The 24,328-nt window shown below is 66.1% G+C and carries 14 protein-coding genes and 1 pseudogene; 8 read left to right on the top strand and 7 right to left on the bottom strand.

The features are described 5' to 3' along the window. Positions 1-68: 68 nt before the first annotated feature. The gene (locus ASD47_RS01585) at positions 69-770 is read left to right on the top strand and encodes a TetR/AcrR family transcriptional regulator (RefSeq protein ID WP_162251603.1); all 702 of its coding nucleotides are present in this window, start codon (positions 69-71) and stop codon (positions 768-770) included. On the opposite strand, the gene ASD47_RS25955 is transcribed toward ASD47_RS01585, so the two are convergent. The 5 genes and pseudogenes from ASD47_RS25955 to ASD47_RS01605 all read right to left on the bottom strand — a co-directional run bounded on the left by ASD47_RS25955 (position 686) and on the right by ASD47_RS01605 (position 6,417). Further along, entirely contained in the window at positions 686-1,153 is a 468-nt protein-coding gene (locus tag ASD47_RS25955) for an SDR family NAD(P)-dependent oxidoreductase (protein WP_200945215.1), read from the bottom strand. The genes ASD47_RS01585 and ASD47_RS25955 overlap by 85 nt on opposite strands. Before the next feature lie 142 nt (positions 1,154-1,295). After that, the gene (locus tag ASD47_RS01590) at positions 1,296-3,743 is read right to left on the bottom strand and encodes a TonB-dependent siderophore receptor (RefSeq protein ID WP_056750601.1); all 2,448 of its coding nucleotides are present in this window, start codon (positions 3,741-3,743) and stop codon (positions 1,296-1,298) included. A gap of 69 nt (positions 3,744-3,812) precedes the next feature. Then, entirely contained in the window at positions 3,813-4,241 is a 429-nt protein-coding gene (locus tag ASD47_RS01595) for a membrane dipeptidase (RefSeq protein WP_056750602.1), read from the bottom strand. 208 nt (positions 4,242-4,449) lie between these two features. Further along, positions 4,450-6,048: pseudogene (locus ASD47_RS01600) on the bottom strand (LLM class flavin-dependent oxidoreductase); the annotation flags it as partial. A gap of 72 nt (positions 6,049-6,120) precedes the next feature. Continuing rightward, a complete protein-coding gene (locus ASD47_RS01605) occupies positions 6,121-6,417 on the bottom strand; it encodes a YciI family protein (RefSeq protein WP_056750608.1) in 297 nt (98 codons plus the stop codon). 251 nt (positions 6,418-6,668) lie between these two features. Here ASD47_RS01605 and ASD47_RS01610 point away from each other — a divergent pair, with 251 nt between their 5' ends. Together ASD47_RS01610 and ASD47_RS01615 are read left to right on the top strand one after the other, a co-directional pair. After that, positions 6,669-7,640 carry an MBL fold metallo-hydrolase gene (locus ASD47_RS01610; RefSeq protein ID WP_056750609.1) on the top strand — a complete coding sequence of 324 codons (972 nt, stop codon included), beginning with the start codon at positions 6,669-6,671 and terminating at the stop codon, positions 7,638-7,640. Position 7,641: 1 nt separating this feature from the next. Then, the gene (locus ASD47_RS01615) at positions 7,642-9,024 is read left to right on the top strand and encodes a M20/M25/M40 family metallo-hydrolase (protein ID WP_056750611.1); all 1,383 of its coding nucleotides are present in this window, start codon (positions 7,642-7,644) and stop codon (positions 9,022-9,024) included. Here the strand turns inward: ASD47_RS01615 and ASD47_RS01620 are convergent. Both ASD47_RS01620 and ASD47_RS01625 read right to left on the bottom strand, forming a co-directional pair. Continuing rightward, positions 9,008-9,937 carry a LysR family transcriptional regulator gene (locus ASD47_RS01620; RefSeq protein ID WP_082564408.1) on the bottom strand — a complete coding sequence of 310 codons (930 nt, stop codon included), beginning with the start codon at positions 9,935-9,937 and terminating at the stop codon, positions 9,008-9,010. The two genes, ASD47_RS01615 and ASD47_RS01620, sit on opposite strands and share 17 nt — an antisense overlap. Before the next feature lie 652 nt (positions 9,938-10,589). Continuing rightward, a complete protein-coding gene (locus tag ASD47_RS01625) occupies positions 10,590-11,951 on the bottom strand; it encodes a HEPN domain-containing protein (protein ID WP_156402059.1) in 1,362 nt (453 codons plus the stop codon). On the opposite strand from ASD47_RS01625, the gene ASD47_RS01630 reads away from it, so the two are divergent. The 5 genes from ASD47_RS01630 (at position 11,893) to ASD47_RS01650 (ending at position 24,301) form a co-directional block, all read left to right on the top strand. After that, complete coding sequence (locus ASD47_RS01630) at positions 11,893-17,286, top strand: hypothetical protein (protein ID WP_156402060.1); 5,394 nt, start codon at positions 11,893-11,895, stop codon at positions 17,284-17,286. The two genes, ASD47_RS01625 and ASD47_RS01630, sit on opposite strands and share 59 nt — an antisense overlap. Positions 17,287-17,483: 197 nt before the next feature. Beyond that, entirely contained in the window at positions 17,484-20,027 is a 2,544-nt protein-coding gene (locus ASD47_RS01635) for a hypothetical protein (RefSeq protein WP_056750618.1), read from the top strand. Beyond that, positions 19,987-21,429 carry a hypothetical protein gene (locus tag ASD47_RS01640; RefSeq protein WP_056750619.1) on the top strand — a complete coding sequence of 481 codons (1,443 nt, stop codon included), beginning with the start codon at positions 19,987-19,989 and terminating at the stop codon, positions 21,427-21,429. Before ASD47_RS01635 ends, ASD47_RS01640 begins: the two co-directional genes overlap by 41 nt. 377 nt (positions 21,430-21,806) lie before the next feature. Continuing rightward, positions 21,807-22,634: a hypothetical protein gene (locus ASD47_RS01645; RefSeq protein ID WP_056750620.1), complete on the top strand. Its 828-nt coding sequence runs from the start codon at positions 21,807-21,809 to the stop codon at positions 22,632-22,634. Further along, a complete protein-coding gene (locus tag ASD47_RS01650; protein WP_056750621.1) occupies positions 22,631-24,301 on the top strand; it encodes a hypothetical protein in 1,671 nt (556 codons plus the stop codon). Before ASD47_RS01645 ends, ASD47_RS01650 begins: the two co-directional genes overlap by 4 nt. The last annotated feature ends 27 nt before the right edge of the window (positions 24,302-24,328 follow it).

The raw sequence follows: 24,328 nt of genomic DNA on the forward strand, positions 1-24,328 counted from the left end.
CACGTCTGGGCGCCCCTTGCGGCGCTCTTTACGATGACGCGTCTAGCGGGCGAGGTCAGAAGCGCGGAATGAAGACTTTGAAACTCCAGCGCGGCGTCGCTAACCGGGAGAGCGCCGGTTTTCTAGCTGAGAGCATCGTGTCGGTGACCCGGGCGCTGGCGCGGGAAACCGGGTTCGCCAAGGTCACGATGCGGCAGATCGCGCTCAAACTGAACGTGACCGCGACCGCGCTATACTATCATTTCAGCGACAAGGACGCGCTGTTCGAACGGGTCGCCGAATCGATCTTCGAGGATCTCAAGGTCGAGAATCTGGATCAGCCCTGGGCTGAACAACTGCGGGCCTATGTCCTGGCCTATCAGGCGCGGCTGCTGGAATATCCCGGCCTGGCGCGCATCCTGCTCGCGAACCGCGAGTCGCCCGCGGCCCTGATCTGGACCGAGACGATGCTGAGCATCCTGCGGCGGGCCGGCTTCAAGGATCACAACATCTGGCAGGCGCTGGCCATGCTCGTCTTCTTCGTCAACCCGATGACGTTGATGGAAGAAAAGCCGATGGCCGCGCGCAAGCTTCTGCACGATCCAAGGTCGGTGCGGCGAGCGGTTCTACAGTCCCCGACCCGCTACCCCACCTTCGCGGCCACGCTGAAGCAAACAGCGCGGGGCGGGGACCCCGTCACCCTGACCTATGACGGTCTGCTGCCGGCCGCCCTGGATCGGATCATCGCCAGTTTGGCTGCCGACCTCGAACGGGGCGAGACGGGGACGTGATCGGTCGGCGGTCGAGAACGCCGCAGCCGACGAGTTTCTTCAGTCGCCCGCCTAGCCGGTTCCGCGAGATCTCCAGCTCTTTCTGGAAATCGTCGAACCGGGTCGTGCCCCGTGGCGGCGTTGTTGACCAGGATGTCTATGCCGCCGAGTTCGTAGATCGCCTGTTTGATCAGGGCCTGGACCGAGCCGTCGTCACCAGTGTCGACCACCAGCGGCATGATGCGGCGACCGGTGGCGGTGGCCAGCTCCAAGGCCGTGGCGGTCAGGGGCTCCAGGTTTCGGGCCGCGATCACAACGTCCACGCCGTCCTGGGCCAAGGCCCGGGCGATCGCCTTGCCGATGCCGCGGCTGGCGCCGGTGATCAGGGCGCGCTTGCCGTCCAATTGCAGATCCAGGGGTTGTCTCCAGGCAGGGCGATCGGCCGATCGCTGGGAAAACGATGCGGCGGCCCTACAGCAAGGGGCCGCCTCGGCGCCGGCTTTGGAAAAGGGAAGCATTCCAAGCCGGCGCCTTCGGAAGGCGCGGCTAGAAGCTGTAGGTCAGCCGGCCGTAGTAGTAGCCGCCGTTGATCCCGAACGGCGCGAAGCTGGGATAGAGCGCCACGGCCGGGTTGCCGGCCGCGATCGAGGCGGCGGTTCCGGCCGGGTTCAGCTTGTCGGGATAGATGTCGAACAGGTTGTTGGCGCCCAAGGCCCCTCGTAGCGACGGGGTGATCTTATAGGCCAGCTCAAGGTCGGTGATCAGGCCGGTCTTGATCCTGTCCTTGAAGAAGGCCCCGTTGACGTTGGTGTAGCTCCAGGCCGGGCCATAGACGGTGTTGACCAGGTTCACCGTCCACTTGCCGCTGGAATAGAGACTGGTCAGGTTGACCTTGTAGCGCGGTGAGGCGTGCTCGAGGTTGGCGATGGCGGTCTGGTCGAACAGCACCGAGCGGCCCAGGCCGGCCGGCGGCGCGGCGATGCGGGTGACCTTGGTCTGGTTGAGATTCGCGCCCAGGGCCCAGTCGATCTTGCCGTGCTCGCCCAGGTCGGTCCACGTGGAGGCCAGGATCTCGATCCCGCGGGTGCGGGTGTCCAGGCCGTTGGTGAACAGGTTGATGCCGGTGGTCCCGACGCTGGGATCCAGGACGTTGCCGTTGGCGGTGATGGCGTTGGTGATCGCCGCATTGACCACCGCCCCGCCGATCTTGCCGTAGAGCGCGCCGCTGCCCACGATGCGGTCTTCGATCTTGATTTGGTAGGCGTCGATCGTCAGCGTCACCCGCTCGATCGGCTTGGCGACGATCCCGATGCTGAGGTTCCTGGACTTCTCCGGATCAAGCCCGTCCAGGCCCAGGAGCCGCGCGCCGGCCGAGTTGGGCGGCAGTTGCACGAAGGCGGTGGTCGGCGAGACATTGGTGGCTGAATAGTTCAGCTCGGCCAGGGTAGGGGCGCGGAACCCCGTGCTGGCGGTGCCGCGCAGGGCGAAGGCCGGCGTGAAGTCGTAGCGGGCGGTCAGCTTGACGATGTCGGTGGAGCCGAAGTCGCTGAAGTGCTCGTGGCGGGCGGCCAGATCCAGCTGCAGGTTCTCGATCGGCGAGGCGGCGAGATCCACATAGGCCGCCCAGCTGTCGCGCTTGTGCTTGCCCGCGTCAGTCAGGGCGAAGCCCGGATAGGACTGCGAGCCGGACTTGTAGCGCGAAGCCGGGTCTCCGGCCTTGATTTCGTAGCTTTCGTTGCGCTGCTCCAGGCCGAAGGCGACGTTCAGTGGCGAGGCCCAGCCGACCGCGAACTCGCGGCTGACATCCAGGTTGTTGGTCCACTGGGTGGAGATGAAGTCGCCGGCGTGGAACTGGGTCGGGGTGGAGCCGGTGTCGGCGAACAGCGGCAGGTTGGCCGAGTTGCGCACCCGGATCTCGTGGTCATCCTTGCCGTAGGTGGACGACAGGTCGAAGCTCCAGCCGCCAAAACCTTGGCCCTTGATCCCGCCGGTCAGGGCCAGGTCCTTCTCAAGGGTCTCCAGGCGGGGGCTGAAGCCGGCCGGATAGATCGACGGCAAGCGGTTGGGCAGGCGATAGTTCTCGTACGCCGTGGCCTTCTTCTGGCCGTAGGCGCCGAAGCTGTAGATCTCGATATTTTCGCTCGGCTTGAGGCCCGCCGAAAAGGAGCCGACGTTCAGCTGGACGCGGGCGTCGCCGGCGATACGGTTCACATACGGATAGTCCTGGATGATCGTCGGCCAAGTCGGGTTGGCGGCGACAACGGTGCTGGCGATGATCCGCGCGTCGGGCCCGCCCCGGAAGCTGAAGTCGTGGAAGCGGTTCTCGAAGGTCAGGTTGACGTAGCTGTTGGCGCTGGGCGCGAAGCCGATATTGGCCGACAGGCTGGAGGTCTCGCCGTCGCGCTTGTAATAGGCGCCGCCGGATGCGGACAGCTCGCCGCCGTGGTCGTCGCTCTTGAGGATGATGTTGATCACCCCGGCTATGGCGTCGGTGCCGTACTGGGCCGCCGCGCCGTCGGTCAGCACCTCGATCCGCGAGATTCCCGCCACCGGGATGAAGTTGAGGTCGGCCGCGGCCGAGCCCTGATACGCTCCGGCCAGCACCGCTAGGTTGGCGGTGGTGTGGCGGCGCTTGCCGTTGACCAGCACCAGGGTCTGGTTGGCGCTCGTTCCGCGCAGACGGGCCGAGAGGGTCAGATTGGCTGCGTCGCCGCCAAAGGCCTGAGCGGTGAACGAGGGCGTCAGGTTGCTCAGCGCCAGGCGCAGGTCCGACTGGCCGGTGCGGGTCAGGGCGCCGCTGTCGACCACCTGGACGGGCGCGGCGCTGTCGACGGCCCGCACGCCGGCCTGGCGGGTGCCGGTAACGATCACCGCGTCGACGGCGCTGGCGTCGGCGGCGGGCGCCTCGGTCGGCCTTTCGGCGGCCTCGGCGCGGGCCGCCAGGAGCGCGGCCGAAAGGGCGAGCGCCGAGGCGCCCCAAAACTTGTGAGTCATCGTCTATCCCCGATTGTTCTGGTTGCTTGATGCGCGGTCGGCTCATGGGAGCCCCCGCCGCGCGGCGGATCAGTGGGCGCGCGCGGCGACGACTTCGATTTCGACCAGAGCGCCGGGGGCGACCCGGCCGGCGACCTTGACGGTGCTGCGGGCGGGCTTGTTGGGTTGGTCGGCTGTACCGAAGCGCTGCGACCAGGCCGCGTTGAGGCCCGTAAAATTGATCTCGCCGCCCTTGGCTGGATCGCCGACCAGGAAGACCGTGGCCTTGCCTTCCGGCGTGCGCGGCCCTTGCGGGACGAACACCGCCGGCGCCACCGCGTCGACCTGGCCTCGCTCCAGCTTGGGCAGGTCGACCTGGCCGCCGCCATCGACGGCGGCCTCGTGTGGGCCAATGCCCAGATCAAGCGGCGCATCGACGTGACTGTCGAGGACCAGGACGCGGTCGTGCAGGGGGCTGGCGACCTGGCCCGCGGCCGCAGCATGACGAAGCGTGGGCATTTTCGTTTTCCTAGAGATCATGGCCGTGGCCGAGCGAAACCAGGATCTGGCGGCGCAGCGCCACCGGTGTTGGGCCGATCGCTGACGACGATGGTCCGTTGGCCGGCAGCAAGCCGTCCTCGACGCTACGCGGCTATTCCGCCGCGATCTGGTCGGGGCTTTTGGCCCAGCGATGCTCGGGAACCGGCAGGCCCAGGTGGCCGCGCAGGGTGTCGTGCTCGTACTCGGTGCGGAACAGACCCTTGGCCTGCAGGATCGGCACAACCTTTTCCCGGAACAGCGCGAACTCGCGCGGACCGGTGACGTGCAGGATGAAGCCGTCCACGGCGCGGCCCACGAACCAGCGCTCGATCTCGTCGGCGACGGTCTGGGGCGAGCCGACGAAATTGGCTTTCCAGCGCCCAAAGCGCTCGGCCGTCTGGCGCACGGTCAGGTTCTCGGCCTTGGCGACCCGGACGATGCGCTCGGCGTGGCCCTTGTAGCTGTTGAGGCTGAGCTTGCTGACGTCGGGGAAGGGACCATTCAGCGGATACTGCTTGAAGTCGTGGTAGCCGAAGGCCCGGCCCAGCTCGACCAGCAGCTTGTCGATCTCGCGGCCGCTGGCCTGGGCGGCGGCGATGGCCTGGGCCTCTTCGTCGGTGTCGGCGATGATCGGCGCGATGCCCGGCAGGACGCTGATGTGGTCAGGGTCCCGGCCCAGAGCCGCGGCGCGCGCTTTCAGGTCGGCGTAGTATTCCACCGCGTCCTTGAAAGTATCGACGCCGGCGAACACGCCTTCGGCGATCTTGGCGCCCAGGTCACGGCCCGCGCCGCTGACCCCGGCCTGGAAGATCACCGGCTGGCCTTGCGGCGAGCGGGACAGGGCCAGAGGTCCGGCCACCGAGAAATGCTTGCCCTTGTGGTTCAGCGCATGCTGCTTGGCCTTGTCGAGGAAGACGCCGGCGGCCTTGTCGCGCGGGAAGGCGTCGTCCTCATAGCTGTCCCACAGGCCTTGGACCACCTCGACGAACTCGCCGGCCCGCTCGTAGCGTTCGCCGTGCTCGAAATGCTCGTCGCGACCATAGTTCCTCGAGGCGCCTTCCAGGCCGGTGGTCACCACGTTCCAGCCGGCGCGGCCCTTGCTGATGTGGTCCAGCGATCCGAACTGCCGGGCGACGTTGTAGGGTTCCCAATAGGAGGTGGTCAGGGTGCCGACCAAGCCGATCTTCGAAGTGGTGACGGCCAGGGCCGACAGCAGGGTCAGCGGCTCCAGGCGGTTGAGGAAGTGCGGCGCGGTGTCGGGTGTGATGAACGGGCTGTCGACGATGAACACCAGATCGAACTTGGCGGCTTCGGCCAGTCTGGCGTTTTCGATGTACCAGTTGATGTCGATGCTGGCGTCGCCGGGCAGGGCTGGGTCGCGCCAGCGCGTGTGATCTGTGCCGACGCCCGCCAGGATCGCGCCGAGTTTCAGTTGCCGGGTAGGTTGCTGCGTCATGGTCGAGCCCTCAAAACGGTCATCGACGCTTAGCGCCACGCGGCCACGCGTGAATAATGAGCTCTTCTGATCGATAGTATTGGCGCTGTCGGACCAGTGGGCGCAGCGGGCTTTTTTGCCGTCCCGCCCGCGCTTATCTCTTGCCGTGTTTAGAAAATGTCCGCGCATGCGCGCGTTCGGGCTTTCGATTGACGAGGGCATCAGCCAAGCGCGGCTCTTTATGGACCTTATGGGAGAGCAGCGCTGGTTTGGAGACCGCCCGTGCTCGGCGCCATCGCGCCGGTCGATTTGCCGGCGCATCTCGTGCGGCCAGGTCCGCGACCGCCTCATTGCTGGTCCGTCTGTTCGAGTTGCCTGGAGGCGGATCAAAGCCAGGGGAGGGCGCACGGCCCGCCGACGGCGTCAGCCGCGCGAGCGAAGGCTGAGCATGGGGTGGTGCTCGTAATGGCCCACACCGTTCTTGATGATGGGGTCCTGGGCGGTGAACGCGGTAATGTCCTGCTTGTCGCCGATCTGGTAGAGCGACACGCCGTAGCCACCGGCTGGATCCATCACCGGCCCGTGGGCCACGATCACGCCTTGGTCGAGCAGTTCGTTCATGTAGGCGCCGTGCTGTTTCATCCAACCGGCTTCATCAGCGCTCATCGTCGCCAGGAAGTCGGCGCGCGGCGGGATGTACTTGCAAAGATAGTATTTCATGACCGTTCTCCTCGGGTTCGGGCGGGCGCGAACCGCCGCATCATGTGAAGGCGCCGGCCACCTTCCGGAAAGCGCCAGTCGAAGCAGCCTGAGGCCGCTGGAACTCTCAAGAACATCAGCGCCCTCGGGATATAGGCACGCCAACCGCGGAGGCCATCAACGGCGTTGATACCTCCAATCCAGGCCGCCAGCCTCCCCGCGGTGATCGTGTCCGCCTAGGTCTTGCCCGAACAAAACTTCGGGAGACACCAATGCGCACGAGGCACCTGGCGATCGCCGCCGCCCTTCTTTCTCTCTACGGAACTTCGCCCACCTTCGCCGCGCCGGGCGGCTCGACGCCGCATGTCGTCGCGCAGGGCGCAAATTTCTATCGCTTCCGCGTGGGAGAGGTCACCGTGACAGCCCTGTCTGACGGGACTGTGCCGCAGGACCTGCACGCCCTGCTGACCGGCACCACGCCGGCGAAGACGGATTCGCTTCTGAATGCGAGCTTCCTCCGCAACCCGATCGAGGCGTCGATCAACGCCTTCCTGATCGCCTTGCCGAACCGGCTCGTACTGGTCGACACCGGCTCGGGCGACCTCTTTGGCCCTGGAAACGGCGGAAAACTTCTTTCTAGCCTGGCGGCCGCAGGCCACCGGCCAGAGCAAGTCACCGACATTCTGATCACCCACGTCCACACCGATCACAGCGGCGGCCTCGTCCATGCAGGGAAGATCGTCTTCCCGAATGCGACGGTCCATGTCGGCAAGCCCGACGTCGACTTTTTCCTCAACCCCGCGAACGCCGCCAGGTCCGGCTATGACCGCAAGTATTTCGACGAGGCGATCAAGACGCTGAAGCCCTATGTCGACGCCGGCAAGATCGCGGCGTTTTCGAGCACGGCCGACGTCGTCCCGGGCGTTACGGCGACCCTTCACCCTGGCCACACGCCCGGCAGCGCCTTCTACACCCTCACCAGCCAGGGCGAGCGGGTCACCTTCATCGGTGACATCATCCACGTCGCCTCGGTACAGTTCCCGGATCCGAGCGTCACCATCGTCTACGACGTGAATCCGAAGGCTGCGGAGACCACGCGCGAGCAGGCCTTCGCCGAATTCGCAAGCGATCGCGAGCTCATCGCCGCGCCGCACTTGCCGTTCCCCGGCGTCGGCCACGTCCGCCGGGCGGGCAAGGGCTACCAATGGGCGCCGGTCGAGTACGGCAACCGGGAGGGCGAGTGACATGCGACGGGTGCTCTTAGCGGCCTCGCTGACGGCCATGGCCCTGGTCTCCGTCGCGACGAGCGCGGCCGCACGTGACGCAACGCCTGCGCCGGCGGCGCTTGCCGAGGCGCCTAGCGACAAGGAGCTGGGCTATCGAATCCTGAGCGAGCTGGTGACCCGGTTCGGCGCGCGGCCAGCGGGTTCGGACGCGGATCACGCCGCCGCCGCTTGGCTCGCGGGCCAGCTGAAGGCGCTCGGGTTCGAGGGCGTCGGCCTGGAATCCTTCCCGATCGAGCGCTGGTCGCCGGGCGTCTCCAGTGTCTCCGTCACGGGCGCTCACGCCCAGATGCTGGTCGCCACGCCGCTTGGTGGTCTGGTAGCGGGGCCGCCGGTCGAAGCGCCCGTCGCGTCCTTCGCGTCCTACGCCGACTTCCTGGCCGCGCCCGCCGCTTCGGTCCAGGGCCGCATCGTGGCGGTGCTGGAGCCGCTGCCGCGCACGCAGGACGGGAGCGGCTATCTGCGGATGGCCGTGATCCGTGGCGAGGGGCCGGGCGAGGCGATGCGGCGCGGCGCGGTCGGATTCGTGATGCGCTCGCTTGCGACCCACGAGAACCGGGTAGCGAGCAGCGGCGCCACGACGCCTCTGCCGCGGCCGTTTCCCGCCTTCAGCCTGTCGCCGCCGGACGCCGAGCAACTCGGCCGCCTCGCCGCCCGGGGGACTGTCACCTTGCGGCTGGATTCGTCGGCGGGCTGGATCGGGCCGGGAACCTCGCAAAACGTCGTCGCCTCCGTTCCAGGGCGCGATCCGGCGGCGCCCCCGCTGTTGATCGCGGCGCACCTCGACAGCTGGGAGCAGGGGACGGGCGCCGTCGACAATGGCTTCGGCTTGGCCGCGGTGATCGCCGCGGCCAAGCGTATCGGCGACCTGCCCGAGCGGCCGCGGCGTTCCATCAAGGTGGTCCTCTTCGGCGCCGAGGAGGTGTCGCAAGCCGATCCGGTCAAGAACTTCGCCGGGGCGCGGGCCTATCTTCGCCTGCACCGGAACGCGCCGCGCCTCGACCTGGCGAGCGAAAGCGATTGGGGAGGGGGCCGGGTGCTGCGCCTGCGGTATCCCGCAGGAGATGGCGATCTCCAACGGGATTTGCGCGCGGCGCTGGCTCCGATCGGGGTGAATGTCGTCCCTGAACCGCCTGAGAGCGGCACGCCCGACGCGAACGTGCTCGCCGACAGCGGCGTCCCTCTGTTTCGCCTTGACCAGGATGCGAGCGCCTTGTTCGATACCCATCACACGCCGAACGACACGCTGGCCAAGGTCGACGGCGGCGCGCTCGAGCAGAACATTTCAGCCTGGGCCGTGTCCGTGTGGCTGCTCGCAAACCGGCCAGTCAGCGGCGGCCGGTAGCCGTGGCCGCGGCGAAGATCTGGTCGCGCAGCCAGCGATGCGCGGGGTCGTCCTGATTGCGTGGGTGCCAATAGGCGGCCAATTCCACGGCGCCCAGCTCGATCGGCGGCTCGAACAAATCCAGCGCGTCGGCAAACCGATGCAGGAAGCGGCTCGGCAAAGTGCACAGATAGTCGCTGGAGCCGATAAGCGCCGCCGCCAGCGCGTAGTTCTGGATCGACAAGGCCACGCGGCGTTCGCGGGCGAGGGCGGCGAGCGCCGCATCGACCTGGCCGAAGAATCCTCCGCCATCCGCCGAGACCAGCAGATGCTCGGCGGCGCAAAACGCGTCGAGGTCGAGCGGGGCGCAACCGCGTGGATGCCCCTTGCGCTGTGCGGTCAGAAACCGGTCTTCGAACAATGTTCGCATCCGCCAGGCGGTCTGCGCCAGCCCTCGGTTACCGATGCAGATGTCGATCGCGCCGGATTCGAGCCGCTCGGCCAGCAGTTCCGCATCGGGCGGCGAGACAAACACAAGCCGTGCGGACGGCGCCGCCGTCGCCACCCGCGGAACGAGATCGGGCGCAAGCATCACGGCTGGGATCTCGTGCAGCGCCACCGTGAAGGTCCGGCGAGTGGTCGCCGGCTCGAAATCCACCACAGGCCCTAGCATTTCGTCGATCAGCTCGAGCACCTTGGCGAGAACGGGCCGAAGGGCCAGCGCTCGCGGCGTGGCGAGTACGCCCCGCCCGTCTGGCGAAGGCACGAACAGCCGGTCCTCGAACACCTCGCGCAGGCGGGCGAGCCGCGCGGACATGGCGGACTGGCCTACGCCGAGGCGCTGTGCGGCGCGCGTGACGTTCGACTCGGTCAGCAGCGCGTCGAGCGCGAGCAGCAGGTCGGCGTCGAGCCGTCGGAGCTGGTCGAGGTGCATGCGGTCCCTTAGCCAAAAGTCTTGAAAAGCCATTCAGGGCTAACGATCCGGACGGTGGCTGCAGGTATATTATACGCTCAGGCTCTCGATGGCGCAGCAACCAAGGATCGGCTGTAGCTAGCCGCAATCGGAACTCCAAGGGTGGGTGGGAATATATTCCTATTCTCGAGACTTAAATCGTAAGCGCGCGGTTTGACGCACAGATCCTGAAAGAGCTCTCCCCTATGGGCCATACGTCACGGAATCCTTTCACAAATTCCGTTTGCAAAAGGATTCAGTGACTTATGAGCAAAAAGGGTTGGCGGCTTTTGTCACTGACTCCAAAAGTCGCGACTGGCATATCCAGTAATAGCTGGGCTGCGGCTGACTCAAAAACTTGCGACTGACTCCAAAACCCTAGCGGGCTGACTCCAAAAGCCGCGATTCAGATTATGGCACTTTCTGACTCTTCTCTGCCGGTGAAACAGTCTGCTTCCAGGAGTTATAACAAGCTGAGCTTCGCGCTCTTACTTCATAGCAATTACCTGGAGGTGATAGCGCGCGGGTGGGGAAGGCGGCGTTGACATGTCGTCGTCGTGCTTGCGGGCCAGCCGTTCCCTGAAGCTCGGAAACATCTGGCTTGGGTCGGCGCGCGGGCCTTGGCGCGACAAATCTAGACAGGCGGCGGATCGGCCAGTGCTTGGGCGACATCCGCAGGCTCGGAGGGAAACTCAAGCCCAACCTCCAAGCGGGCCTGGGCGAACCGCAGCAAGCCATAGCGCACGATCCGCTCCAGTCCGGTGAAGGTCGGCGCATCGGCGAGGATCTTGCCGAAGGCCTTGTCGTCGACGATCGGCTTGCCCGTCTGCACTTCAGTGAGGTAAGCGCCGCGCGGCTGGACCAAGTCGCCAAAGCCCTGACCGGTGTGGACATAGCGGCTACGAAGATCGTAGGCGGCCGCCAAGGTTTTCAGATAGCGCTCGGACCGTAAGCGACCCCACGGTTCCTTGCTCTCGCCGCGGGTGAAGAAGCCGGGGTCGGTCAGCTCGGTGAAGGTCCAGATGAACCGCCGGCGGATAGATCGCAGCTTGCTTCGAACCGTCTTGGCCACGGCCGCGCCATCGGGCAGGCCGGCCTCGATCCGGGTCAGCATATGACGGGTCTGGGCGTCCAGCAGCTGATCGGGGCAAACCTCCGAGGCGCTGGAGAGGATTTCCCCGCAGGTGATCAAATGCAGATAGGCCATCTCCACGTCGGCTTCCGCCGTCTGCAGCGCCCGCAGATAGAACTTGGCGGCGTTGCGGAACACCGACGCGGCGGGTGAACGCCCAGGGTCGAAGAACAGCAGTCGCGACAATCGCTCGATCTGGGTGAGCGACAAGGGCACCGGAAAATCGGCGCGCGCCTTGTCGTGATTGGTCGGCAGATTCGGATCGGCGAACGCGTCCATCGCGCGTAGGTCGGGCAGGTAGAACAGGCCCGCACCCTCGAAGGCGCCGTGATTGTCGAACCGCTTGCCGTAGAGCACCGCCAGATAGGCGCACATCATCTCGGCGACATGCTCGTAGTTGGGAATGATGAACTTAGGCAGGTCCGCTTGACGTTCTGCGCGGAACGACAGGGTGATGGCCGTGCGGCCGCCGGCCACGCCGCGCCGCGCATAGCTGGCGGTGTGTCGCAAACCAGGATGGGCCTCGTCGGCGATCAGCCCCAGCGAGACGAACCGATCCGTCAGCGGCGCGGTCGTCGAGATCAGGAACTTCTGGACCGTTTCGTGAGGCCTGAGCGGAGGAAAATCCTCGGAAATCCGGTCAGCGGCGGGGGGATCGACGGACAAACCTCGGCTCCGGATGAAATTGACTGTGGAGATTTGCCGCTGGGAACCGCCGCGCTCGCGTCGAAGGCGTAGACTTCGACCTCCCGGCGCGCGGCGGCGATTCGCACGACCTCCTGCCGGCAAATTGGACGTCCAAATCGTGTCGCAGTCGAGCCAGCTGGCCGCGGGAGCCGGCTTCACCTTCGAGGACGCGGTCACCGCGCGCTACCTGACAGGCTTGCTCGCGCGGGGACCCGCGCCGGGCGTGGAGGGACTGGCCGTGGTCCGGGTCGCCCAGCAACAGCGCGAGCTGGGGGAATCGCTCGACGACGTGATCGTCGACTTCGGCGCCGAAGGGCCGGCCGCACGCCTCAGTCTGCAGGTCAAATCCTCCCTGACCTTGTCGGACGCGGTGAGTAACCAGGATTTTCGCGACATCGTCCGGGATAGCTGGGCAACGCTGCAGAAGGCCGACTTTCGGCTCGGAGCGGATCGCTACGGAGCCGCCGTCGGCGACGCGCCCGCTCAGAAGCTGCGAGACATGGTCCGGCTAACGGATCTGGCGCGGGGGCAGATCGATCCGCAGGCCTTCGCAGGCTATGTCGGGCCAGCCGGTGCGGCGAGCGCCGGCGTGAAGGCCGCCTGGCGCGTGATCGCCACGGTGCTTGACCGCGAACGGGGGACGGTGTCGACGCCAGAAGAGCTCCACCGCTTCCTCCTCCACTTCGTGCTCATCCGCTTCGACTTTGGCCATGCCGCGGCGGTGGACACCGCCGCGATCGTCAGTCTGCTCCAGCCTTTGGTGGAGGATGGCGCGGTCGCGACCGCGACGCTGTTGCTCAATCGGCTGGGCGCCCTAGCGCGCGCAGGCGGCGCGGTGAGCCGGGTTTTCGATCGGGCGGCCCTGCTGGGGGAGGTCGCCGGCCTCGTGCGCCTGGTGCCGATCGGCCATCTGCGCGGCGATCTTCAAACGTTGGCACAGCTGGTCGAGGATAGCTTGGCCACGATCCAGGACGACGTCCAGGCCGCCAAGCTCGAGCGACCAAGGTTTTCAGAGAAGATCGACCAGGCCCTTCAGGGGCATCGCCTGGTGCGTCTGCGCGGCTTGCCGGGCAGCGGCAAGTCGGTGGTCTTGCGTCGGCAGGTCGAGGCCGCGCGCCGTAACGGGCCGGTGCTGTTTCTCAAGGCCGACATGCTGGAGCACCGCAGCTGGACGGCCTTCGCCAGCGCGGTGGGGCTCAAGGCGCCCCTGCGCGAGCTGCTGGCGGAGATCGCCGCGACGGGAACAGCGATCTTCTTTCTCGACGGCGCCGACCGGGTCGAGCGCGACCAGCGCCCGATCGTCGAAGCGGTCCTGAGGTTGATCGCAGAGGATCCGGATTTCGCCCATTGGCGGGTCGTCACCAGTCTGCGCGACAGCGGCGTCGAACCAGTCCGCACCTGGATGCCCTCGGGCCTGGCGGCCGACGGCGTGGGGGATGTCGCCATCGATAACCTCGACCACGAGGAGGCCAGCGCCCTGGCGGCCTTGCGACCGCACTTGCAGCCGTTGCTCTTCGGCGCCGACGCGGTCCGCGAGATCGCCCGGCGTCCGTTCTTCGCCAAGGTGCTGGCGCAAGGCGTCGGGGGCCTTGACGGAACAGCGACCGGTCTGGCGTCCGAAAGCGACCTGATCGATTATTGGTGGCGGCGCGGCGGGTTCGACGCCGAGGGCGGGGATGCGCTGCGCCGTCAGCGCGCCCTGATCGCGCTCAGCCAGACCAAGCTCTCCCAGCTCAGCGCGCCGATCATGCTGCGCGGTCTTGGCGCCGAAACGATCGATCAGATCTCGCCTCTAGAGGCTGACGGCCTGCTGGCCGCCACCACCCACGGTCACGCCGTGCGTTTCACCCACGACATCTTCTTCGAATGGTCCTTGCTGCATGTCCTGATCGACCACGAGGCCAACTGGCCCTTGGCCGTCAGGGCGGCGGGAGAGCCGCCCGCCATCGGCCGGGTCGTGGAGCTCCTGGCGCAACGCCGATTCGTCGATGACGAGGACTGGGCCGGCGATCTGGCGCGGCTGGAGCAGGAAGGCATGCGTTCGCAATGGACGCGCGCCTGGCTGCTGGGGCCGCTCCTGACACCGCGGTTCGACGCGCTTGCGGTGCGCTATGCCCAGACGGTCTTGGCCGACGACGCTCGGTGGCTCAAGCGCGCCCTGGTCTGGTTCCAGGCCGAGAAGACGACGCCCCACCCCCAGATCCTGGACGGTCGGCTGGCGAGCGGCGAGAACGACCCCATCGAACGCGCGCGTCTGGCCGACCTCTTGGGCTGGCCGTCGGACCCCGCGTCCTGGGCGCGCTTGATCCGGTTCCTGGTCGCCTGCGCAGAAGTCTTGCCCAAGCCCCTGGTCGGGGATGTCGTGGCGATCTTCGAGGTCTGGCAAAACCTCTTGGCCGGGCTCGCCAATCCGATCTCCGACGCCTTGCTGGGCGAGGTCGACCGATGGCTCGGCGAGATCGAGGCGTTCCAGGATCAGAAGCCGTCTGAGGCGGCCATGGCCTCGCCTTGGAACGGTCAGGCCCGTCGCGACCTTGTTCAGGCCCTGCGGACGCTGCTGTTACGTTCCGCCGTGGCTGCGCCCGACAGGGTCGCCGGCTATCTCGCGCGTGTGAACCTCGCACGGGGCCAAGACAGTCATCGTTACGAAGACATCATCGCTTTTGCGCCGACCCTCGCCAAGGGCCACGCCCACGCGTTGGTGGATGTGACGCTGGCACGCTTGAAAGGCGAATTGCCGCAACACGCCGCCGCGCGCGAAGACGCGGCGTTTCGCGCTGGGATCGCACGGCGGGACGCGGCGCGGGCCATTCCCGAGGCGCAGCGCACGCAGCATGAGCAGCTGGCCGCTGAAGGGATGTTCCACAGCTTCGGGGTGGATGCTGTCAGCGACCACGACTGGCGCGCCCTGGCCATCGACGGCGATCAGCTGGGCTATTTTCCAGCTTCGCCCCTGCGTGAGCCGTTCCATTCGCTCTTTCGGCACGCGCCCGAGGAGGCGCTGCGCCTGGTCGCGGATCTGAGCCGCCATGCCATGACCGCCTGGCGTCAACTGTATCGTTTGGACCGGGAGCATCCCGGCACGCCGATCCCGATCGACATCACCTTCGCCTGGGGAACCCAGCGGTTTTGGGGCGGACCGCGCATCTATGCTTGGCATCGCGGCGGCATGGCCCCGCCGCCGTTGGATTCTGCCTACGCGGCGCTGGACGCCTGGGCGATCGGCGAGGTGGACAAGGGCCGCGCGGCCGACGCGATCATCGCCGAGATCCTGGCCGATAACGACTGCGTCGCGGTTCTGGGCGTGGCTCTGGCCGTCGCTCATCACGCGCCGGAGCCACCGCTCGCGATCTGGCCCATCGTCACGACCCAACGGCTTTGGGATTCCGACCGCCAGAGATTGGTGGCCGATATGACAGGCAGCAACGCTTACCTGATCGGCTTCGAAGCCGGCGACGAAGCCCATATCCAAGCGTTGCAAGCCGCCAGGAAAGGCGTCTCGCGCCAACGGGAAATTCGCCATCTGGCCGCCAGCTTCGTCCTGAGCGCCGACCAGGATCTGGCGGCGCGGACGCGCCAAGCGATCAGCGCTTTTGCCGATGATCCGCCGTTCGAGCTGGAAGAGGAGCGCAATCATGACCAGGCGCGGGCCGAAGCCAAGCGCCAGGCGCTCGCCAACGCCGCCTGGGGCGACCTAAGCCGATACCGGCGCGGACCTGATCCGGAAGCTCCGGAGGGCGTTGCGATCTATGGGCCACAAACCGCGCCGGAGGAAACACCCCAACAGGTGGCCGAGCGTCGACGGTTCACCCTGACCCACCATGTGCTGCAGTGGGCCGACAAGGCGCTGGCGGCGGGACAGGCGTTAACGCCGGCGCAGGTCGAGGAGGTCTTGGGCGCGGCTCGGGAGCTCGACCACCCCGGCCTGTTCATCGATCCGCCTGGCAACGACGAGGTTCCGGATGCGGCGCCCGGCGCGGTGACCAGCCTAGCGGCGGTGCTGATACGTCTGGCGCCGGCCCAGGCCGATGCGGCGCGAACCTGGGCGCGTGCGGTTCTTGAGCGCGCCGCCAGCGCGCCCGAGCATCGCGGCCTGATGTGGAGCCCCACGGCGATGATGTCCTGGCATGCGGGCGGCTATGCCGCCCAAGGCCTGGCTGAGATTTTACGGGCCGATCCGCAGGACGAGATCGCACGCCGCCTGCTGCTGGGCCTTGTCGCCCATCCCCTTCAAGCCGTGTCCCTGGGCGCCATCGCGGCGGCCTTCGACCTATGGGACCAGGATCCCCGCCTGGGATGGTGCGCCCTGGGCCTGGGCCTTGGCCTATGCAACTTTCGCCGCGTGGCCCGAGGCCCCTCGGACCCGATCCAGTCCGACCAGGAGCGCGCCGATGCGCTGGCCCGGGCTCTCGCCGCCTATGCCGGCGACGCGCCGTGGCCGTCGCCGCCCCTGCCCGAGAGCCGTCGAGCGCCTGTCCCGGTGCCGGTCGCCCAACCGGCGCGTCGCGGCCTACTGTTTGTCCAGGACGTAACGGTCGACAGCCCCGCCTGGAACGGCTCGCAGGTGTCCTGGTACGGAAAACTCGCCGCCCAGATGCTCGAGAAAATCCCGGTCGCCAAGGTGCTGATCAGCGACGCACGGGCGCCGTTCATGGACCTTGTCGAGGCCTTGTTGGGTTGGACCATCGACCGGCTGACGCCGCAGGAAGTCGAGGGTCAGCTCAGGCGTAACCCCTCGCGCGGCTCTCTCTACGAATGGATCGACACGATCGCCAAGATCGCCGGCCGCGCATGCGGGGCTCTGGAAGTCGAAGCGGCAAGGGCGCGGTTCCTCGATCCGATCCTGGCCCTGCCCGATGAGCCACGTCAGTGGCTGCTGGGGCCGTTCGTCGAACTCTATCTGGCGGCCAATGTCCTGGACGCACCCAAACCGCCGCCTCGGTTCCTGGAGCTCCTCCAGCCGTGCCTGGACAGTCTGCTGTCGCACTATGTCTTCAAGCGCGGGGGCTACTCTGCCGGCGAGCTGCGAAACGGGCAGGGCCGATTGGTCCGTGCCTTGATGTTCATCGAACCCAAGGCTTCGGGAGCAGTCCGTTTCGCCAACGACGATTGGACCGACATCGCCCTCATCCTGCCCCTGGTCCAGAACTTCGTGCGTGATGCCGGTTGGGCGGCGTCGATCGCTGGACCGTTCCTGACGCTTTGCGAGCGGGCCAAGGCGGTCTTCCCCGCAGAGACCTTCGCCGACCTTTGGCTCCCTATCCTCCAAGACCCCGACACCCTGGCGGGGTGGCGCGGGACGATGATCCAGGCCCGCATCGCCGGCATGGTTCAGCATCTGGTTGATCGCGAGCCGGTGTTGTCGGCGGCTTTGAGCCAGAAGTTCCTGCGTCTTCTCGACTGCCTGATCGACATGGGCGATCGGCGCAGTGCGGCCCTACAGCAAACCGAAGCCTTTCGCGAAGTCCGCCTGATGCCAGCTTTGGGCGTGAACGGGCAGGCCAGGACTTGAATGAAGCGGTGTTGGCCTTCGCCGTGGCCTTGGTCGGACATGCGCTGTTCCACGTCCGTCTGCAGCCGTGATGATCAAGGCTCTTGTGCCGCGAGGGTTGCACGACCGAGTTTGACGCTTCGGAGTGCTCTCGTCGAAAATGCCGGGACCTGGTCTTGTCCGCGGCGCCCGTCCAGGGGCGGTTGGGAGGCGTAGCCATGCACGAAAGGGAGTATGAGGAGGCCGCCGCGCAGGGGCGTCGCAACAGCCAGACCCTGGCGCTCATCAACAACTGGTGCGCTCACGCCCGTCTGGATCGGTTCGGCGGCTTGGGCATGATCGAGCAGATGACCGGCGATCCCATCGGGCATATGGGGCTGGACTGCGACCATGCCGGCCGCTCAGGCTTGCACTGTTGTGACCTCGCCGACGCCGCGCTCGATTTTTACGATCGCTATTGCTCGACCTGCGACAAGCGCAAGCCCGTCGGCTTTCCCGATCTTTCCAAGCTTGTCAGGGAGCGCGACCAAAGACGCGCCGAGGCTGAAAGGCAAAGGCTGGAGGAAGACGCAAAGCTCAAGGCGGCCCTGGAGCAGCGGCGGCGGCGGCGTCAGGCGCTGAGCGCGGCCTTGCCGACGATCAGTGCGGCCATCCTGGAGGACATCGACGCCTTCGACCGCGATCGTTCCGTCGAAAATCTCGAACGCCTGACCCAAAGCGCCGATCTGGCGCCCGAGCATTTTCCGCCAGCCCTGATCGACTATGTCTTCGAACTGGGCGAAGCCGAGAGCTGGTTTCGGCCCGCGGCCTTGGGCATGCTCGGCAAGGTCGCCGGCGATCCGGCGCGGCTGGCGAACCTGGCGCTCCATGCCCTGGACGCCGACTACGACGCCGCCGCCGACATCCTGATCCAGCACATGGAGCATATCGATCCCAGTCAGATCGCAAGGGTGCTCACCACTATCGTCGATCGCGCCAATCCTGATCCGTCGGACTATTTTGGTCGCCGCGCGGCGGTCAAGCCCCACCTTCTGCTAGGTCTGTGGCAGGCATTTCCAAGCCAAGTGATCAAGGGGCTTGAGGATCAGCTAAGCACTCGAAGCCGCTATCGGGTGGAGCTGGCGGGACGTGGCTTCAAGGTGCTGCAAACAGCCAAGGCGGATGTCGCAAACCCCAGCGCGCGGGCCCTGGTGTCGACCTATGTTCGGGCCCACCGGCTGATCGATGATCTAGACGAGCGCCACGAGCGGCTGGTGCGGCTAAGCGAGGTCATCTGCGGGGTCTTCAACAGCGCGCCCCAGGACACCGACGCGCTGCTGCAAAAGTTCATGCTGGGCGCGGACGCCACGATCAAAGCCCGAATCGTTGGGCTTTACGCTCAGGTGGTTCGACGCGGTGAGGCCAAGGGTCAGGGCGTGCCGCCTACCCCAGCGGAAAAGATCGCGTTCAGCCGTGTGCTCTGGGCGCCCACGACGGACGCCGGCGAAGAGGTCCTGCGCGCCGCGCGAGATGTCTTTGGACATCACGGTCGCGGTCTGGAGGGCCTGGCGGCCGACGAGACCGATGCGCTGCTGGGCGCGGCGCTCCTGCTGGACGATCGTCTGGAAGCGGTGGACAACGACCCGGCCGCCAAGGCCGAAAACATGCTGCAGGCGATGCAACGGGCGAACCTGCGTGGGGCTCTGCGGACCCTGGTGTCCAGCTATCTTGAACTGGCCGCGCGCGTCGCGGGCCGTGATGAGCGCTCGATGGATCGCGTCGTGGCGATGATCGAGGCGATCCCTCAAGAGCGAGAGCATCTTAGAGGCCAGGCGCTCGGCGCCCTGGCGGGCATGGCGGCGTCCATCGAGGGGCTGAAGAAGTTCCTGCCCCATCTCTACTATGGCTTAGTGGGCGCGTCGGTTTATGTGCGCTCTTGCGCGGCCACGGCGCTGGCGGAAATGCCGCGGGAAAGCCGCAAGAATATCCCGCCGCTCGTCTTCGAGGCCTTCACGGTCCTGCTGTCGGATCAATATGTGATGGTCCACAAGGCGGCCGTGCGCGCGCTGGATCGCTTCAGCTTGCCGCAGGTCCATCGCGAGCAGGCCGCCCGCGCGGTGCTGCAAGTCCTCTACGCCTATCGGGGCGGCCAGGACGACGACTTCCTGGCCACATGCGTCGAGCGACTATGCAGCTGGATGGATGTCTTCGAAGGCCGGACCCAGAGCCTCAAGACGATCCTCATCGACACCGCGCTCGGGATCGAACCGCTCTATCTGCGATCTCACATGCTGTCGCTTTCGCATCGGCTCGGGTCGCATGAGACATTTGCGTTGCTGGTCCTGCACGTCCTTCCCCTCTTCAGCGAGGACCTCAACCGGGATGACGAGGGGCATCGCCTGTTGTGGCAGGTCACGGACGAAGGCGTGCGGGTCCATGCTGATCACTTCGTGGAGGCGGCGCTGGCGCTGCTCGACCAGACGCCTTGGTTCGCCTACGAAATCCTTGACCGCCTGAGTCAGGCCGGCGCGGACGCCCAGGCCCGGCGTCTGGCCGACGCCTGCGTCAGCTCCGTGCCCGACATCACCCGAAACCTCCACCTGCGTCTGGTCGGCCAGTTCATGTCGATCGCCCATGCCTTCGAGGCGGCGGTGGCCAATGACGACAGCGAGGAGATGACCGCTTTGTCGAACGCCTGGCGGTCGAATGTGGAACGCTTGGAACAGCACAAGGCCGATACCCGTGAACGCGATACTCGAACAGGTCTACCCTTCGCGGATTGAAGCCATTGCGGCCCTGCGCGACGCTACGTCCAAGAGCTCCGACACGGAGCGGCTCAAGAGCGCGGCCGGTGCGGTGCAAAGCGCGGCTCAGCTGTTCGGACGGGCTCCGGCCGCGCGCCTGTGGGCCACGTTCGCCGAGGCGATCGAGTGCGTGGTTTTGCTCGAAACCTGGCGGTGGGCCGTCCTGGCGGCCGAGCAGGACGCCGATCGCTATTTGCGCGCGGCGCGAAAGCGGTTGGAACGCCTGGCTACCGAGGCCGGGCAGACGGTGTTCGAAGCGGCTGTGCTGGCGTGCCTGGCGCCGATCCAGACGGCGGATCCCGATAGCGGCGCGATCAGAAGCGCCCTGGCCAAGATCCCCATGCCGGTGGCGATCATCGCCGATCCCGAACCCCAGCTTCCCGACTGGGCAAGGCATGATCGACCGGCCGATGAGGCTCGGCCCGAAGAGCTTGCCGTGGCCTTCCTGGAGTTCGCGATCGACGGCAAGGCGGCAAGCCATATCCACTGGCTGGCGCCGCAACAAACCCATGACCTGCATCTGGCGGTGAAGGTCTCACGCTGGCCCGACGGGGCCGATCGCATTCAGTTGAGCCCCGTTTCGGTCGAGCCGAGCCGCACGTTCGAGTTGCCGATCTTCGAGTTCGAAAAACCTGCCGGCGCGCCACCGTACTTCTTCAGCGAGACCGGGCGGATGGTGCTGCATACGCCACAAGCCTTGGCCGCTCGCCCCTACGAGTTCATGTACGCCGCCGAGTTCAGCCCCTTGGACAGCGAACAGCCCGTGGTGGTCGCCGGGCAGCGTGTGCTTCGCTTGGATGGAACGGATCCGAAGCAAAGCCCGATCACCGGCTACTACGGCGTAGACCGCAAGCTGCTCGAAATCCGTGACCAGTTGCGGCGAGAGCCCCGCATCCCCGAGCAGGAAATCGCCGACGTACTTCAAATCCTGGTCGTCCTGGGCAATCTCATGGGCCAGACCGTCCAAGACGCGCTCTATCCCGCGCCGATCCCCGAGGCCCAATTCCAGGCGGATGTCCGCAAATGGCTCAGAGCTTCGAAATATATCGGTTCGGAGCTGGAGGAGCAGGCCCAGGCCGGGGGCGGCCGCACCGACCTGTCCTTCCGCGGCGTGCGGATCGAGCTGAAGTCGGAGCGAAAGCGCGCGCTGTCGTTGGATGATTGCAGGCAGTTCGCCTCCCAGGCCGCGACCTACGCGGTAGGCACCAATCGTCTGGTCTCGATCCTCTGTGTCCTAGAGGCGACGCCCAAGAACGCCACGCCTTTTCCGGTGGAGGACGGGATCCAGATCGTCCCGGTGCAGACGGCGGGCTCGCCGGTCTACGTCATTACCTGCCTAGTCCAGGGTGGAGTCCCCAGGCCCAGCGACCTATCCCGCTAGCGCATCCTCGTGATCGCGCGTGCTTTAGGTCCAAAATCGTCGCCGCGTCCGTCGGCATCCTTGGTCGTCCACTGTTGCAGCAAACCTTCGGTTAGCTCCTTGTGCTGCCCGGCTGGCGATACAGACCTTCGGATCGACCGGGAGGATCGGACGTGACCGTGAGTGTCTACCAGGGCTTGCCCGCTTCCTGCGGGCAAGCCAAAGTCGGCAGTTGGCGCAGGTCGGCGGCAACCGCGCCTTTAAGTGCTCGAGTGTGCCAACCATCCAGCTTCCTCGTCAGACCGTCGAGCAGGCCTCGCGATGGACAGCTATCGCGCGAAAGGTCAAGCTTTCCCGCTCTGAGCGATCGCCTTTGATCGCGTGTTCATGGGGATCCAATGGCCGAGCACAATCGCCGCCGCGCCTTGGCCGACCTAGTCGGCTTAGACGCCTGGAAGGGCGCTCCCGACAAGCAGGGCCGGTTCACGCTTCACGTCGATGTGGCCTTCGGTGCGTCGCGGGTTGGCGGGGACGTCGAGGAAAAGGTTCGATTCAGGCTGAGCCTCAAGCGCGCCGAGGTCGTTGTGATCGTGCCGGAAACCGAGCCGGCGGCCGTCGATAAGGCGTCAGTGGCTCGCGTCAACGACGCCGCGTCGCGGGTCAAGTCGACGAAGACTCGCACGTCGGCGACCAAAATTGCTGCGGGGGGAAGTCTGCTTGCTGGCGTATCGGCCAAGGGCCCCAAAGCGGAGGCTAAGGCCTCGGCAAATGCTTCTGCGCAAGCGGCCCGCAGCGCGACGACGACGAGCACACGACAGACGGCCTCACTGATGGTGTGTCAGGGCAAGACCGAAGACGGGGACTACCGCTGGGTGGTGACGCCGGCGTTGGATGGCGAGCGTCTAGAGGGGCACCCCTGGGACGCGGGAGATGCGCCCAGATTGAAGGTCCGCGACACCCGCAAGGACCGTGAAAAAGGCATCGAGCCGACAGTCCGCGTACAGGTCCGGTGCCTTCGCGAGGACCTGGTGATCAGTGACATCGTGCTTAAGGACGCCAAGCTCTGGCATAAGCTCAGTCAGTCGCCGACCCATCGCAACCGGATCGCCGCCGCTGAGGCCGTCATCCGCGACCGGCTTATGAAGGCTGGGTTGGTTCACGGCGCGCTTGACGAGCCCTATGCGGAGATGTGCCTGGCGGAAGCGACCGTCGGGGAAGATCAATGAGCGAGCGTGGCGGGGACGACGATTGGACCGCCGCGATCGAGGCGGTCTTGACGGCTGATACGGCTGATTTGCGCACTCTGGCCAAGATCGCCAACGCCGATCCAAGAACCTTCTATATTGGCACACCATTGGACGGGACGGACCTTCGCGGCCAGGACCTTCGCGGAATGTTGCTGCCAAACCTCGACCGCGACAGAGTTCGGACGGACGCGGCGACGAAACTGGATCCGATCGAGACCGAGATCGATCCTGATGACGAAGCGTTGATGCGTCGCGCCCGAGTCCTAGTCGGACCCAGGCTCTGGGCGGGCGTCCTACGAAGTAAAGGCAAGGGCATGGGCGCGGCGCTCTTCGCGCCCAATGAAATGGACCACTTCCTTGCTGTGGCGCGCGAGTTCGCGGGTCCAAAACTGGTGGTCGTTAGCATCGGCGATGTCGAATTCATCGATCATCTGGCCGGCGGTCTGCCCCACGATATCCTTATCCTGGTCTACGACCGGGATGGTGGTCCCAGGCCCATGGAAGCCTGGGTGGGTGGGCACAAGCTGAGGTCCTTCGCCACGATCCTGGTTCCATTCCCACAAGACGAGAGGGCCTTTGGCGGGGGAGCCGGCGCCGCCATGTCCTTGCCTACCGTCCTGTCCGACGCGATTGAATTTTGCAGCCTGCATTGGCGGGAGGTTTCGAACTACGCCCGAGAAAGGCGTCGGCTCGTGTTCTTGCGCGCGCGCGCGTCCCGCCATCTGCCGTCGTATTCGATCTGGGGCCACCTTTTTTCCCGCGCGGCGACCTTGGGTCTGTCGAGTGCGGACGGACTGCGATCTGATGGCGGGTTCTCCACGGACAGAGCGCGAGAAACAGCCCGGCTATTGTTTCCGCGTGTGAGAACCTTGAGCGCCGGGGGCGTCGTCCTGGGATCGCGCTTTGGGATGGCCGCCGTCTTTGACCCCACGACCGTGCAAGACGCGCCGGAGATGGAGCACTATCTAGAAACCTCAATCACCTGGCTCTCGAACCTAGGCTGGTACATCACCAAATCGCGGCGCAGCGAAGCCGAGACCGAGCGGCGCATGGCTGGCGGTCGCGGCCGTTATATCTGGGGCGTCGACACCGCGTTGACCCTGTCCAACCGCAATGACGATCAGGTGCTGCATTTGGACGTGGAGTCGCCCACCGCTGATGTCCGCGCTGGAAGGTATCTGTCTGTACAGGATGCGAGACTCGACCATGTGCAACGCCTTGTGCTTACCGAGCAGGCCGATGCGGTGGCTGTCGTTCAGAGACTCGCCGAGCATCATGAACTCTGCGTCAGCGTGCGCGACCTGGCGGCGATGGACGAGAGCGCAGGCGCCAGCCTCTGGCTTTTAATCGCCGCGCAAGCGCTGCGTCTGGGCAGTTCTCGGAACGTCACCGCGCGCACGGCCTATTTGGCGATCCTGACGCTGGAGGGGTTGCGTCACCCCCACGCTCCTGCTTCGCGCAGTCTTGAGGACCGTCTGCATAGCCCGGAGTTTACGGATCACTTTCGGATTCAAGTCATCGGCATAGCCAAGGGCCCGGGCGGCGTCGCGTTCGACCTGGTGATGGCGTCGCGCAAGGCAGAGAAGTTTGGCGGCGACAAACGTTACAGGCTGCGCCTCACCAAAGAGGGTCCCGAAATCGACTAGAGCTGGGAGCTGACGCCGTCCAACCCG

This window comes from Caulobacter sp. Root1472 (assembly GCF_001426985.1).
Lineage (GTDB): Bacteria > Pseudomonadota > Alphaproteobacteria > Caulobacterales > Caulobacteraceae > Caulobacter > Caulobacter rhizosphaerae.

Coding starts and splice junctions, on each gene's coding strand:
- ASD47_RS01585 (WP_162251603.1), top strand. CDS start 69: ATGAAGACTTTGAAACTCCAGCGCGGCGTCGCTAACCGGGAGAGCGCC.
- ASD47_RS01590 (WP_056750601.1), bottom strand. CDS start 3,743: ATGACTCACAAGTTTTGGGGCGCCTCGGCGCTCGCCCTTTCGGCCGCG.
- ASD47_RS01595 (WP_056750602.1), bottom strand. CDS start 4,241: ATGCCCACGCTTCGTCATGCTGCGGCCGCGGGCCAGGTCGCCAGCCCC.
- ASD47_RS01605 (WP_056750608.1), bottom strand. CDS start 6,417: ATGAAATACTATCTTTGCAAGTACATCCCGCCGCGCGCCGACTTCCTG.
- ASD47_RS01610 (WP_056750609.1), top strand. CDS start 6,669: ATGCGCACGAGGCACCTGGCGATCGCCGCCGCCCTTCTTTCTCTCTAC.
- ASD47_RS01615 (WP_056750611.1), top strand. CDS start 7,642: ATGCGACGGGTGCTCTTAGCGGCCTCGCTGACGGCCATGGCCCTGGTC.
- ASD47_RS01620 (WP_082564408.1), bottom strand. CDS start 9,937: ATGCACCTCGACCAGCTCCGACGGCTCGACGCCGACCTGCTGCTCGCG.
- ASD47_RS01635 (WP_056750618.1), top strand. CDS start 17,484: ATGCACGAAAGGGAGTATGAGGAGGCCGCCGCGCAGGGGCGTCGCAAC.
- ASD47_RS01645 (WP_056750620.1), top strand. CDS start 21,807: ATGGCCGAGCACAATCGCCGCCGCGCCTTGGCCGACCTAGTCGGCTTA.
- ASD47_RS01650 (WP_056750621.1), top strand. CDS start 22,631: ATGAGCGAGCGTGGCGGGGACGACGATTGGACCGCCGCGATCGAGGCG.